The sequence below is a fragment of the Thermococcus atlanticus genome (assembly GCF_054657855.1).
Window position 1 is genome coordinate 1,483,578 of record NZ_BAAHXX010000001.1, and the last position, 13,267, is coordinate 1,496,844.

Genomic DNA, 13,267 nt, shown 5'->3' on the forward strand with positions numbered 1-13,267 from the left:
ACTCAGATTCTGCACGGGAGCTTTTAAATCTTAGCAGGGTCACCATTTACAAGAATTTGTAAAATGTTCATGGTCAAAGTTTAAAAGTGGGGATGTTAATGTTGAAGTGAAAATCACTGGAGGTAGCAAGATGATCCTGCAGGTTGCCTTGGATTTAACAGATGTTGAGCAGGCAATTTCTATAGCGGAAAAGGCCGCCCGGGGAGGGGCACACTGGCTTGAGGTCGGAACTCCCCTGATTAAAAAAGAGGGCATGAGGGCTGTGGAGCTTTTGAAGAGACGCTTTCCTGACAGAAAAATCGTGGCCGATTTAAAAACCATGGACACAGGGGCACTTGAGGTTGAGATGGCCGCCCGGCATGGTGCGGATGTTGTTTCTATTCTCGGCGTTGCAGATGATAAAACGATAAAAGATGCTGTGGATGTTGCAAGAAAATACGGCATCAGGGTAATGGTTGACCTGATAGGGGTCAGGGACAAAGTCAAACGGGCAAAGGAACTGGAAAAAATGGGGGTTCATTACATTCTTGTTCATACAGGCATCGATGAGCAGGTTCAGGGAAAGACGCCGCTGGAAGACCTTGAGAAGGTTGTGAAGTCGGTTAAGGTTCCCGTGGCCGTCGCAGGGGGACTGAACCTCGAAACAATCCCCAAGGTAATAGAGCTCGGTGCCACCATCATCATCGTAGGAGGGGCAATAACGAAGGCCAAAAACCCCGAGGAAACCACGAGGAGGATAATAGACCTCTTCTGGGGGGAGTACATGCTCACAATAAGGAAGGCCATGGGGGATATAGTCGAGCACATCGGCCATGTAGCCGAAACCCTGAAGATAGAGCAGGTCAGGGCCATGGTCGACGCCATGATAGGGGCCAACAAGATATTCATCTACGGCGCGGGCAGGAGTGGTCTCGTCGGGAAGGCCTTTGCCATGCGCCTGATGCACCTCGATTTTAATGTGTATGTTGTTGGCGAGACAATAACACCTGCCTTTGAGCCGGGAGACCTGCTTATAGCCATCAGCGGAAGCGGCGAAACGAGAACCATAGTGGACGCCGCGGAGATTGCAAAAAAAGAGGGAGGGAAGGTTGTCGCCATAACCTCATATGCAAACTCCACACTTGGCAAAATCGCAAATGTCGTTGTTGAGATTCCCGGAAGGGCGAAGACCGACATTCCAACCGACTACATTGCAAGACAGATGCTAACCAAATACAAGTGGATAGCCCCCATGGGGACGCTGTTTGAGGATTCCACGATGATATTCCTCGACGGGATAATCGCCCTTCTTATGGCGACCTTCCAGAAGACCGAAAAGGATATGAAGAGGAAGCATGCTACCCTTGAGTAGGGGTCTCTATGCTGGCTTCTTTTACCCATATTTTCGTCGGGATTGGAAATGGAGGAGCAAGGATAATCAACAACATAGAGGTAGATGGTGCGGTTCGTGTGAGCATCAACCCGGCATACTACCTGTTCTCCCGGAAGGCGGATGAATACATCGGTAGAATAGAAAGCTTCTTCTCGGGCATTCCCGAAGATACCATGCTCTGGCTGATTTTTGATGATAAGCCCATCAACCTTGAGATATCCAACCTGATACTGAGAAGCTCTCCCGATGACGCCATAAAACTCGCATACGTCCTGACCCCAGAGAGGGAACTGGTTGAATCGGAGACACCTCAATGGGCGAGACACTTTGAAACGGTTTTTTATGACTCCCTCTGGGAATTCATGAGGGGAGATACTGCAATTGGGAGCGCCTTCGATAATGCGGCCCTCCAGATTGGCAGGATGTTTTCAAAGCTGTATTATTACCTCGAAAACGAGATGCTCGTGAATATTGATTATGCCGATTTATTCAACATTATCCGGGGCGGCAACGTGGGAATCCTCAGGATGCTGCGCGATGTGGATTTTAGCTGGCACTGGGGCATATGGGACAGAGGGCTGATAAGCATCATGGTGGGAGAGAACGTCCCCCTGAAAAATGCCCACAGAATACTCGCCCGTTTTCAGGAAATACTCAGCGAAAAGGATGTAATCTGGGGCGTCAGGGTCGCCGAGAACCTGGAGGACGAAATAGAGGTTCTCGCCCTGCTGACAAAGAGGTGGTATCATGAAGGCGGTGCTGTTTGATATCGACGGAACCCTCCTGACAGAGGAGCCTCTCATAATGCTTTTTCTGCCATGGGTCTACAATGAACTCTCAAAAAAACTTGGAATAAATAAAGAAGAGGCCCGCAACAGGTTTATGGCCGAAATAATGGGACGGAGAGAAACATATGACTGGCATGACTGGAATTTCTTCTTCAGTCTCTTTGGCGTGGGCCTCAGATATGAGGAACTTCTGAGGGAGTATCCCCACAAAATCCACGTCTACCCTGATGTTCTGCCGAACCTCGAATGGCTGAGGGAGGAGGGCTACAAACTCGGGGTAGTCACCAGCGGGCCTTCATACCAGAGGCTCAAGCTCAGGGTGGCAAAGCTGGACAGGTACTTTGATGTTATCGTGACGAGGGACGACGTAAATGCGATAAAGCCCGAGCCGAAGATTTTTCTCTACGCCGTCGAGCGGCTGGGGGTGGAGCCTTCAGAGGCCATGATGATAGGTGATTCCCTTCAGCAGGATGTATACGGAGCAAAAAATATCGGAATGGCTGGAATATGGATAAACAGAAAAAATGAAAACGGCTACGGATTTGCGGATTTCGAAATCAGGACATTCCACGAACTGAGAAAGGTGCTGGAGGTGTTAAAATGAAAAAGGAAATCTTCAGGCGGGAAGGTGTCTTTGTGGAGTATGAAGAGAAAAAGGTCGAGCTTGATGAGAGAAGCGATGAGCTCATTCACAGGAAGGAAACTCCAACGAGGCTGTGGTGGGAGCTTAAGGAAGCTATAAAGGGAAAGAGGGTCAGGATAGTCGTTTATGAGCTTGACGGGGGAGAAGAATGATCGCCCACCTGATAAATACAGACATGGGCGGCAGGGGAGTGCTGGAGCTCTACCTTGAATACCGGAAGGAGAACTTTAAATTTTTACATAATTCTGCAAAGATGCTGTTGAATAATTACGAAAACGTTCTTATAGTGACAGGCTTTCCAATACCTCCAATGCAGCAGCCCGAGACTGACGGGCCGCCCGGCGCTTTAGCAGTATACATGGCCGTCGAAAAGCTGGGGGGAAAGGCGGAAATCATGACATATCCGGAAGTTGAAAAGGCTCTTGAGCCGTTCCATGTCAGATTTATAAACACCCCTGATCCTTCCCGCTACTCACTTATAATCAGCGTTGAAACACCCGGAAGGGCGCGGGATGGAAAATACTACTCAATGAGCGGCCTTGAAATCAGGAGGGAGCCTATGGACTGGGTTTTCATTGAGGCTGATGAGCTGGGAATCCCAACTGTGGGGATAGGGGACGGGGGAAACGAAATCGGCATGGGCAAAATAAAAGGCCTCATAAGAAAATATGTTCCATTCGGAGAGAGGATTGCCTCAACAGTCAGCACAGAGGAACTCATACTTTCGGCGGTTTCCAACTGGGGTGCCTACGGACTGGTAGCACAGGCGTCAATTGAAAGCGGTGAAAATCTCCTCGAAGACTGGGATGAGGGGGAGGTCATCAGGGCTATGGTTAAAAGGGGCCTCATAGACGGTGTTTCAAAGAAAATTAACATGAGCGTCGATGGGATAGGCATCGAGGTTCATGAAACTATGGTGCAGCTTTTAAAGGAAATTGTCAACGAAAAGCTCCGGGTGGTTGGATGAGGATAAGAGATTATATAAGGGATGAGAGGAGCCTTGAGCTGATAAGGAAAGCCCGGGAGTTTGCAGAGGTATTCTTTGAGAGGGAAGGCACTCACGGATTTTCCCATGTCCGGAGGGTTCTGAACCTCTGCATGCACATAGGGCAGAAAGAGGGAGCCGATTTGGAGGTTTTGGCCCTGGCCGCTTTGCTTCATGATGTTGCACGACCCCTCGAAGACAGGGGGGAGATTGAAGACCACGCTGTTGAGAGCGCAAAAATCGCGAAGAGGTTTCTGGAGACTCTAGGATATGAAAAGGTGGAGGAAGTGGCCCATGCTATCGAAAGCCACCGCTTTTCAAGGCCTCCCGAGCCGAAAACACTTGAAGCAAAGATACTGAGCGATGCTGACAAGCTGGATGCCATCGGCGCCATAGGGATAGCAAGGGTCTTTATGTACTCGGGAGAGCACGGGAGGGATATTGAAACCTCGCTGAGACACTTTGAGGAAAAAATACTGAAGCTCAAGGACCTCATGCACACCGAAACAGCCAGAGAGATGGCACTTGAAAGACACAGATACACCGAGGAATTTATTTCAAGAATACGGAAGGAAATCGAGGGGGAGCTTTAGGCCTATTTTTCCCGTCATCTTTTCGAATTTTTCATGATAATCTTTTTAAATGGCACTCTCAAAAAAGTGTTAGCTTATTTCATTCATTCTTTAAAGAATCCGGAGGTGAGCACATGAAGGCGCCAATCTGTGAGGTGTGCTTGAAAACAGACGATATTCTATGCCCCGCTGATGAGAAAAAGCTTCAGGAGGGTGTAATCTCAGAGCTTGATGTTAAGATTTCCCGCTTGCTCTACAGGCTCCTTGGAGATGCTGATATCGAGTTTAAAAAGGCTGTTGAGGCCGGAGACCTTGTTGTCATTGTTGTGGGCGAGGGTGATGTTCCCCTGACCATAGGAAAGGGTGGGAAGAACATCAAAACACTGATAAGGGAGCTGGGAAAGAGGATCAGGGTTATTGAGGGCAGAGAAATAAAAGGCACGGACGACGTTAAAAAGCTAACAACAGACCTGCTGTATCCCGCCGGAGTCTTCGGGGTTAATATCGTCTACAAACCCGGAGGGGAGAGCTACTACAAGGTTCTCGTGCTCGGCAGGGACAGAAACAAGCTTCCGGAGAAGGCGGAGGTTCTTGAGAACATCCTCGCGCAGATTGTGAACAGGGATATCAGAATCTCCTTCATCTGATTCTTTTATCGGGAGGTCAGGATTATGTATAGAACACACTATTCAAGCCAGATTAATGAGGAACTGGACGGAAAGAGGGTTAAAGTTGCGGGATGGGTTTATGAAATCAAGGATCTGGGCGGAATAAAGTTCCTCTGGATAAAGGACAGGGAAGGGATCGTTCAGATAACCGCTCCAAAAAAGAAAGTCGCTCCCGAGCTGTTTGCTCTTATACCAAAGCTCAAGGCGGAGGACGTCATAGCCGTTGAGGGAATAGTGAGCTTTACACCAAAGGCAAAACTCGGCTTTGAGATACTTCCCGAGAGAATAGAGGTGCTCAGCAGGGCAAGAACCCCCCTACCCCTCGATCCGGCGGGAAAGGTGAAGGCGGAACTTGACACGCGCCTGGACAACCGCTTCATCGACCTGCGGAAGCCGGAGATCATGGCAATATTCAAAATAAGATCAAGTGTCTTCAGAGCTGTGAGGGAGTTCTTCCACCGAGAGGGCTTCATAGAGATACACACACCCAAAATCATAGCCACAGCAACTGAAGGCGGGACAGAGCTCTTTCCCATGAAATATTTCGAAAAAGATGCTTTTCTTGCCCAGAGTCCCCAGCTCTACAAGCAGATTATGATGGCCTCGGGGCTTGACAGGGTCTATGAGATAGCCCCAATCTTCCGCGCCGAAGAGCACAACACGACACGCCATTTAAATGAGGCGTGGAGCATCGATGCTGAGATGGCATTCATTGAAAACGAGGAGGAGGTCATGGGGCTGCTTGAAAAGCTCGTCGCATATACAATAGGATATATCAAGGAGAACAATGGGAAGGAACTTGAAATCCTGAGCTTTGAGCTTGAAGAGCCCAAGCTGCCATTCAGAAGGATTTCATACACAAAGGCCCTCGAAATTCTCGCTGATCTCGGCAAGGAAATCCCGTGGGGGGAGGACATAGATACGGAAGGGGAGAAGATGCTCGGAGGATACATTAAGGAAAACTACGATGAAGACCTGTACTTCCTCTACCAGTACCCCAGCGAAGCGAAGCCCTTCTACATCATGAAATACGACGAAAAGCCCGAGATAAGCAGGTCATTCGACCTTGAATACAGGGGAGTCGAGATAACCTCTGGGGGACAGAGGGAGCACAGGCACGACATCCTCGTGGAGCAGATAAGGGAGAAGGGTCTCAATCCAGAGAGCTTCGAGTTCTACCTGAAGGCCTTCCGCTACGGCATGCCCCCGCACGGTGGATTCGGTCTCGGGGCTGAGAGGCTCATCAAGCAGATGCTCAATCTGGGCAACATCCGGGAGGTCATTCTGTTCCCAAGGGACAGGAAGAGGCTCACACCGTAAGGCCTTTATACTTTCCTTCACTTTTACAATTTAGGTAAACCGATATTTGGAGGCTGGAAATATGAAAAGGCACGTTGCTCTAATTGTGATAGGTGTGCTAATTTTGTCTGCTATGCCACTGGTAAAATCCACAAGCGTTCCCTCCCAGGCAAGCCTTGACCTGATAACCCTGCATGTGGGGGATTCGATAGTTCTGGGGGATTATAAAATAACATTCTCAAGCCTCGGCAGAATCAATCCCGGCAATGTACTGGCGGCCGATATCGAGGTTTCAGGGCCGGAAGGAAAAGATGGATATCCCCTGTCCAACGGAGACTGGGCCCTCTATCCCTCTGCCACAAATCCCCTGCTGAACATAAGCGTTGTATGGCTTAAGGAAAATGAACAGACCGCCCTTATTCGGGTCAGCTCCCCCTTGGAAAAGCTCATACCCGACGAGACCCTCTCGGTTGGGGATTATCTGACCCTGCCGTCGGGATTTCCGAGGATAAAGATAAAGTTAGCTGCAGCCTACTCCACGAGGGCTGTCTTCAACATATACCTTCCCTACACAAGCACCCCCAAGACTGTAACCGTTGATGAGGATGATGGCGTGGGAGTGGCATACAAGCTCGCGGAGGACATGTATTACAGCCCGTACATATTCATCTACCTGAAAGACTCAAAGAGCGGCTCCAGCGCCAAATTCGACCTCTATGTCCCGAAGGTCTTCTCCACAAAGTTCCAGATAGAGAAACCTGGAGGAGGAACGACCACACCAGCAACACCCAGCGTTATTGAGCTTGTTTACAATGACCTCCTTTACACCGGAGAGAGCCTGCCTGTGGACGTCAACGGCACGGAATACCGCATAAAACTGCTATCAACAATTCCAAACATAGCAAAGGTGGCCGTTATTAAGGGGAACGAAACCCTCGATACCCTTGTCCTGGAGACAGGGGATGTGCCGAAGAAGGTTAAAAACGCCCCCATTGAGCTCGCGGTTCAGAAAGTTGAGGTGCAATACAACAGGGCCACAATAAAGGTCTACGCTCCCCAGGGTTCCACAGCGATTCCAATACTCCGTTCGGCCAATATAAAGGTGGGGATTGACACCAGCCAGAAAGTGGTAATGCTCGGAAACAACCTTGTTGTCGTGATAACCGTTCAGAACAGCGGAAAAGGGGATGCCTATAACCTGAATGTGGCCGCTCCAATCCCCAACAACTTTGAGGTTGTAAGTGCTGTGAAAACCTGGGAGCTGAAAACCCTCCCGGCCTTTGCTGACATGCCCGCCCTTATCTATGTTCTGAAACCCACGAAGGTTGGGGAATACAAGATAGGCAGGGCGGTGGTTACATTTTATGACCCCAAGAGCATTGATACCGGCAAAAAGAAGACAGCTGTATCAAACGAGCTGAGCGGGATAAAGGTGTATGCCATTCCTGAGGTCTCGGTAAGCGCGGCTGCTTACAACGGAACATGGAGCGACTACATCCGCACCGGGCCCGGGAAGCAGATAAAAATCAGATTCTCGGTCAGGGCATCCGCCGGGAACCCGACCTTTGAGTTTGTAAAAAATGCGACACTCTCAATTGAACTGCCAGGCAACCTCGAAGGGCCGGCCACCATACCCCTCGGGATGATCAAAGCTGGGGGGAACAAAACCGTGGAGGCCAGCTTTAAAGTCACGACAGAAGACTTCGGCCTTGTAAGGGCCAGGCTCACATACCTCGATCCCCTTGGAGGGCATCATGAGCTCAACCTTGGAAACCTGATAACGGTGAACAGCCTCCCGCCAAAGATTGAGGTGAAGGAGAAGGTCGTAAAAGTTTATCCGGATACTAAAGAGCTTCCTCAGTTTATAAACCAGACACTCTCAAAGATGACGGATGCCACATCCCTTGCAAAGGAAATCGCAGGAATTGTAAATGCATACATACCTCCCAAGAAGAGCACGAACTACTGGAAGCCTCTTGGAATCCTGTTCCTCCTGCTCTCCATAGTCCTCGGAGCAGCAGCCTACAGATACTGGGCAGGGTATGAGAGGGCAATGGCGGAACTCAGAAGAAAGAAGAAGTCGAGACCCGGAGGACTCCCCAAAAAGGAAGTCAGAGAGGAAGAGAGCACTGAAGAAAAAGCGGAAGAGCTGATCTGAGGCCTTTTGCCCTTAAACTTTATAAGCCTCTTCTTTTATTTCCTCCAGGGATGATGGATGTTCAGGTATAAACAGGTCATGGTCATCAGGAAGGATTTGAAGCTCAGCCGCGGGAAACTGGCTGTTCAGGTGGCTCATGGGGCAGTTACAGCAGCTCTGAAGGCACAGAAGGAAAAGCCAGAATGGTTTAAGGCATGGTTCCATGAAGGCCAGAAGAAGGTTGTTGTAAAAGCAGAAAATGAGGAGGAGCTCTTTCAGCTTAAAGCGGATGCAGAAAAGCTCGATATCCCAACGGCACTGATAAGGGATGCAGGGCTTACGGAAATTCCCCCAGGGACTGTTACATGCCTCGCAGTTGGGCCGGCACCTGAAGATCTCGTGGACAGGGTTACAGGGCATTTAAAGCTGGTCTAAGTGATTAAGATGGACTACCGCAGGTTTTTCAGCCAGTTTCAATATCTCAGCAGAAAGCCGGGCATTGGGGGAAGGATCAAAGAGAGGCCCGAGGATTTTGTTGTAAAGGAGGTTCTTCCAAAGAGCATCTTTGAGAATGGGGGCTGCCTGATTTACCGTCTCAAAAAGAGAAACTGGGATACAATGGCAGCCATCAAGGAAATCGCAAAGAGAGCGGAGATTCCATACAGGGAAATAGGCTTTGCCGGAACAAAGGATAGAAAGGCCGTAACATTCCAGTACATAAGTATATGCGGCCGGGAAAAGGAGGCACTGAAGGAAAGACTCGATTCCATCGAAATCCGGGACATTGAGCTGAGGTTTGTGGGGTATGGGAAAAGGCTGCGCCTCGGTGCTCTCCTGGGGAACAGGTTTAGAATAATCGTCAGAGAGCCGGATGTTGAGAAGAGCCGGGTGCTCGAGAGGGTGAGGGATATTCTCTCGGACCTTAAGGAAAAAGGCGGCTTTCCCAACTATTTCGGCTATCAGCGCTTTGGTGAGAGGAGGGTAATCAACCATGAGGTCGGGAAGCTCCTTCTTCAGGGGAGATTTGATGAGGCGGCCGTAAAGTTCCTCGGGGAGTACAGCGGCGACATGGAAGGGGACGGGGCAAGGAAAAATTTCCTCGAAAGCGGGGATGTTGACAGAGCCTTGGAGGAGTTTCCCAGGTTTCTGAGGTATGAAAGGGCCATGCTATACAGATATAAAGAAACGGGGAGCTGGAAAAAGGCATTTGCCGTTCTGCCCGGCCCGATAATGAGAATTTTCATACACTCATATCAGTCATACCTTTTTAACAGGGTTCTCTCAAGGAGAATTGAGGAAGGCCTTCCGCTGAACGAAGCTCTCCCAGGGGATATCATCTGTCAGGTGAAGAGCGGAATCCCCCTCAGGGACAGGACGTACAGGGTTACTGAGAGCAACATTGGGTTTGTCAACGAGAGGATCAGGCGGGGAGAGGCCATGGTAACGGGGCCGATTTTCGGCTACATGATGAGAAGGGCGAGGGGAGAAATGGGCAGACTTGAAGCCGAGATACTGGAGGAGGAAGGTATTTCTGTCGAGCAGTTCCGTATGAAAAGCCTGAAGCTCATGGCGGAGCCGGGAGGGAGGAGGGAACTCCTGATAAGACCGAAAGAATTCAGGTACGGTGTGCTGAAGGACGGCAGCGTGGGATTTAAATTCTTTCTGCCCAAAGGGGTCTACGCCACAAGCCTTTTGAGGGAGATCATGAAAGACCACTGAGGTGGGAATATGATAAGGGTCATTTCCGTTGATATCGACGGCACGATAACATATCCCGACCGGAGGCTGCACGAGGAGGCTTTAAGGGCAATCCGGAGGGCCGAGAGCCTGGGTCTTAGGGTGATGCTCGTCACCGGCAACACCGCGGGATTTGCGATGGGGGCGAGCGTCCTTATAGGGACGAGCGGGCCGATAATAGCGGAGGATGGTGGTGTTGTAGCTGACTGCAAGGGAGACAACAGGATATACCTCGGCGATATGGGTGAGAGCACAATCCTGTGGAGCGAGCTGAAAAAGCGCTATCCCGAGGCTGAAATGAGCTACACCATGAAGTACGGAGAGAGAAAAGCGGGCCTCGTTCTGCGGAGAACGGTTCCGGTGGAGGCCGTCAGGAGGCTCATAAAGGAGCTCAATCTTAACCTCGAAGCCGTTGATTCCGGCTTTGCGATTCATGTAAAGCAGCCGTGGGTTAACAAGGGCAACGGCATCAAAAAGGCGTGCGAGATACTGGGAATAAAGCCGGAGGAAGTCGCACACATCGGCGACGGCGAAAACGATTTAGCCGCCTTTGATGTCGTGGGGTATAAAGTTGCCCTTGCACAGGCCCCTGAAAGCCTGAAGAGCCGGGCAGACTATATTACACAGAAAAGCTATGGGGAAGGCGGGGCCGAAGGAATCCTGCACATCCTGAAGAAGTTCGGATATCTCTGAATTCCCTCTTAAAAGCCACCGAAAGATTTATAAACTCGCTCCGATGATGGAGTTATGGCGTCATGGGAGTGGGCCGGTAGCTCAGCCTGGTATGAGCGCCGCCTTGGCAAGGCACGGCCAGGAAAATTTTTATTCTGCAGAAGTTACTAAAACCCAAATCGAGCCACATGGAGGGGACATTTTTTCAGACGGCTTTGAAAACAGAAAAACGGCTTACCTTAACAGCCTGTGGAAGAGATATAAAGACGAATTCAGGGTTTATATGGAAAAGGAAGTTAAAGAAGGCAAATTAAGCGAAAGAAGATTCAAAGACTACTGGAACGGCCTTAACAGATTCTTCAGAAACCACAGAATCAATGAGGCCATAGACTTCCTTAATATCGAGCACATTCCCGATGCTCAGGTGAAAGGGTTGAAGAAATTCTTCAAGTTCCTGTTAAACCTGAAGTATAAAGAAATTGACACCCGGGAGATCGAGGCGATGAACCGTCAGGTTAAAGTTAAATCCTCTCCAAAAATGCAGGGAAAACCGGCTGATGAGAAGGTTGTGAAGGCCATCCTGAAAGACCTGGAGAAAACCAAAGACTACAGATATTACTTTTACCTTGCACTGATTTACACCGGAGGGAGAGCCTCACAGATCCTTAAGCTAATAAGAGACATTGGCAGAGGAAAAGTTGCAGAGAAGGATATGGAAGTCTTTGGAGACATCGCTGCTTTTGACCTCACAAAATACGGGGAAGGAAAGAAGAGAGCATTTTTCGCAATCATGCCAAGATGGCTCGCAGAGGAGTTGGTGGAGAACCGGAATCTCTTTAAGAACATGCCGGCACGAGCAAGCAACATGAGGTTCCTCAAAAAAGCTGCAGAAAAACAAGCCGGAGCATCAAACATAAGAGACTGGTTCTTTAACAAGGCATTATACCGGCTTAAAGGGAATAAGACAAACATCAATTTCATACAGAGCAGAAATGATGAAAAAGGTTCATGGCAAAACTACACAGCAATAAGAGAAGCCTTAATCGGAGCTGTTGACGAATATAGAAAGCTGATGAAGAAAGGCATGTTCAACTTTCTAAACTAACGCTTCTTTTTCTTTTTATCTAACTCCATAAAATTCTCCGATGAACTCTTCTGGGGTGAGGATGTAGAACTCGTGGCCATTCAACTTGAATTTTTTGTTCTTGTCTCGAATTTTCAGCAGGTGTTTTCGATCGTAGGTTATCAGAAACTCAGCTTTTGAGTTGTAGACCACGTCGAGGAATGGAATGTCCTCTGGGTCTCGAACCTTCTCAAGGAGCACCTTCGAGTTTTGGAAGGAGCGCCTTATAGTTACCCTTTTTGATAGGCTTTTTACAAGCGTCAGGTATCCGATGGATTCTTTGATGGAAACATACTTGAGCGCTTTTTTTGAAGTTAGTTTATGGTAATATTCGTCCAGGGTCAGGGATGACACATAATTGACAATCTCCTGCTTGGCCAAAAGTTCCAAGACTTCAAAAGCGTAGCCTCTGGTCGAGATCGCACCAGAAAAAAGGACTGAAGTATCTATGACTACTCTAAGCCTAACTGTTTTAGTTTCTTTTCTATCTGCTCCCATCGCTTTACCTCCTTTCTGGCTTCGTAGTAAAGCTCAATGGCCTTTTTCTCGCTGATGCTTCTTTTTCCCTTTTGAGACTGCAGGAATTTAATGGCTTCCTCCCTCGTCATCTTTGTCCTGGTCTTTTTGAGCTTCTCCAAGTTGGCCTTCCATTCATAATACTCGATGAGCTCTTTAGAAGAAATACCAACAACCCTTGCAATGTCATCAATAAGAAGCTTCACACCTGCTGGAAGCTTCTTAACACCAGTAACCATTCAACTCACCAATTCCACCTCAGCTTTCAACTTTAAAAGGATTTCTCTATTCTTTTTCCCTCTTTTTTAGCCTTCTTTTTAGCCTTTCTTGGTTTTTCCGGTGTATCAATGCCTTTAATATCATATTTGTTGGGATTCCTTAACCATTTGTCCAATGCCTTTAGCGGTGATCTTTCCAAGTCAAAAACCTTTTTTGCCTTTTTGGATTTATCAATTTGATAACTTTTAGCTCCGTATTCCTGCCAATAATCCCTAAACTCCATGATTTGCTTTATAAGCTCATCTCTTACTTTCCTAACCTTTTCAGCTTTATTCAAAATCCGCTTAATATTCTTAATATTCTCTTCAAAGGTTAGATTAGTATTAACCAAAGCGAAATAATCAATCAGATCTTCTTCAATCCCGTATTTTCGCTTAAAATATCTTGCTACTCTTTGAGCTAATTTCTTTCGTTTTTCTTGCTCTCTTTTAATTCTACTTGCCATTTCAACCACCGCTGATTTTAGATATAAGCTG

General features: G+C 48.4%; 16 protein-coding genes. 13 read left to right on the top strand and 3 right to left on the bottom strand.

The annotated features are described in order from the left end of the window. The first annotated feature begins 130 nt into the window (after nucleotides 1-130). The 13 genes from hxlAB to ACYQ27_RS07950 all read left to right on the top strand — a co-directional run bounded on the left by hxlAB (nucleotide 131) and on the right by ACYQ27_RS07950 (nucleotide 11,978). Complete coding sequence (gene hxlAB, locus ACYQ27_RS07890; protein WP_456395131.1) at nucleotides 131-1,351, top strand: bifunctional 3-hexulose-6-phosphate synthase/6-phospho-3-hexuloisomerase; 1,221 nt, start codon at nucleotides 131-133, stop codon at nucleotides 1,349-1,351. Between the two features lie 11 nt (nucleotides 1,352-1,362). Further along, on the top strand, nucleotides 1,363-2,139 hold the full coding sequence (locus ACYQ27_RS07895; RefSeq protein ID WP_456452584.1) for a hypothetical protein: 777 nt from the start codon (nucleotides 1,363-1,365) through the stop codon (nucleotides 2,137-2,139). Beyond that, entirely contained in the window at nucleotides 2,120-2,764 is a 645-nt protein-coding gene (locus ACYQ27_RS07900) for an HAD family hydrolase (RefSeq protein WP_456395087.1), read from the top strand. Before ACYQ27_RS07895 ends, ACYQ27_RS07900 begins: the two co-directional genes overlap by 20 nt. After that, nucleotides 2,761-2,955, top strand: a complete 195-nt coding sequence (locus tag ACYQ27_RS07905) for a hypothetical protein (protein ID WP_460041416.1) — start codon at nucleotides 2,761-2,763, stop codon at nucleotides 2,953-2,955. Before ACYQ27_RS07900 ends, ACYQ27_RS07905 begins: the two co-directional genes overlap by 4 nt. Then, nucleotides 2,952-3,770 carry a DUF4392 domain-containing protein gene (locus tag ACYQ27_RS07910; RefSeq protein WP_460041417.1) on the top strand — a complete coding sequence of 273 codons (819 nt, stop codon included), beginning with the start codon at nucleotides 2,952-2,954 and terminating at the stop codon, nucleotides 3,768-3,770. Before ACYQ27_RS07905 ends, ACYQ27_RS07910 begins: the two co-directional genes overlap by 4 nt. Then, nucleotides 3,767-4,381 carry an HD domain-containing protein gene (locus ACYQ27_RS07915; protein ID WP_460041418.1) on the top strand — a complete coding sequence of 205 codons (615 nt, stop codon included), beginning with the start codon at nucleotides 3,767-3,769 and terminating at the stop codon, nucleotides 4,379-4,381. The genes ACYQ27_RS07910 and ACYQ27_RS07915 overlap by 4 nt, the downstream gene beginning before the upstream one ends. Nucleotides 4,382-4,494: 113 nt before the next feature. Then, nucleotides 4,495-5,007, top strand: a complete 513-nt coding sequence (locus ACYQ27_RS07920) for a KH domain-containing protein (protein WP_456395078.1) — start codon at nucleotides 4,495-4,497, stop codon at nucleotides 5,005-5,007. A 24-nt stretch (nucleotides 5,008-5,031) separates the two neighbouring features. Further along, nucleotides 5,032-6,348 (top strand): aspartate--tRNA(Asn) ligase, encoded by a 1,317-nt coding sequence (gene aspS / locus ACYQ27_RS07925; protein WP_456453760.1) that lies wholly within the window; start codon nucleotides 5,032-5,034, stop codon nucleotides 6,346-6,348. Between the two features lie 112 nt (nucleotides 6,349-6,460). Further along, complete coding sequence (locus ACYQ27_RS07930; RefSeq protein ID WP_456453765.1) at nucleotides 6,461-8,485, top strand: COG1361 family protein; 2,025 nt, start codon at nucleotides 6,461-6,463, stop codon at nucleotides 8,483-8,485. Between the two features lie 57 nt (nucleotides 8,486-8,542). Next, nucleotides 8,543-8,899 carry a peptidyl-tRNA hydrolase Pth2 gene (gene pth2, locus ACYQ27_RS07935; protein ID WP_456395076.1) on the top strand — a complete coding sequence of 119 codons (357 nt, stop codon included), beginning with the start codon at nucleotides 8,543-8,545 and terminating at the stop codon, nucleotides 8,897-8,899. A 9-nt stretch (nucleotides 8,900-8,908) separates the two neighbouring features. Beyond that, entirely contained in the window at nucleotides 8,909-10,183 is a 1,275-nt protein-coding gene (truD, locus tag ACYQ27_RS07940; protein WP_456453766.1) for a tRNA pseudouridine(13) synthase TruD, read from the top strand. 9 nt (nucleotides 10,184-10,192) lie between these two features. After that, complete coding sequence (locus ACYQ27_RS07945) at nucleotides 10,193-10,894, top strand: phosphoglycolate phosphatase (protein WP_456453761.1); 702 nt, start codon at nucleotides 10,193-10,195, stop codon at nucleotides 10,892-10,894. Between the two features lie 43 nt (nucleotides 10,895-10,937). After that, nucleotides 10,938-11,978: an integrase gene (locus tag ACYQ27_RS07950; RefSeq protein WP_456453762.1), complete on the top strand. Its 1,041-nt coding sequence runs from the start codon at nucleotides 10,938-10,940 to the stop codon at nucleotides 11,976-11,978. A 15-nt stretch (nucleotides 11,979-11,993) separates the two neighbouring features. Here the strand turns inward: ACYQ27_RS07950 and ACYQ27_RS07955 are convergent, their stop codons facing one another. From ACYQ27_RS07955 to ACYQ27_RS07965, 3 genes are read right to left on the bottom strand one after another with little or no spacing between them, the layout of a single operon-like run. Continuing rightward, nucleotides 11,994-12,494: a putative toxin-antitoxin system toxin component, PIN family gene (locus ACYQ27_RS07955; protein WP_456453763.1), complete on the bottom strand. Its 501-nt coding sequence runs from the start codon at nucleotides 12,492-12,494 to the stop codon at nucleotides 11,994-11,996. Then, nucleotides 12,449-12,751, bottom strand: a complete 303-nt coding sequence (locus tag ACYQ27_RS07960; RefSeq protein ID WP_460041419.1) for a hypothetical protein — start codon at nucleotides 12,749-12,751, stop codon at nucleotides 12,449-12,451. The genes ACYQ27_RS07955 and ACYQ27_RS07960 overlap by 46 nt, the downstream gene beginning before the upstream one ends. 32 nt (nucleotides 12,752-12,783) lie before the next feature. Further along, on the bottom strand, nucleotides 12,784-13,236 hold the full coding sequence (locus tag ACYQ27_RS07965) for a hypothetical protein (RefSeq protein ID WP_460041420.1): 453 nt from the start codon (nucleotides 13,234-13,236) through the stop codon (nucleotides 12,784-12,786). Nucleotides 13,237-13,267 lie beyond the last annotated feature (31 nt).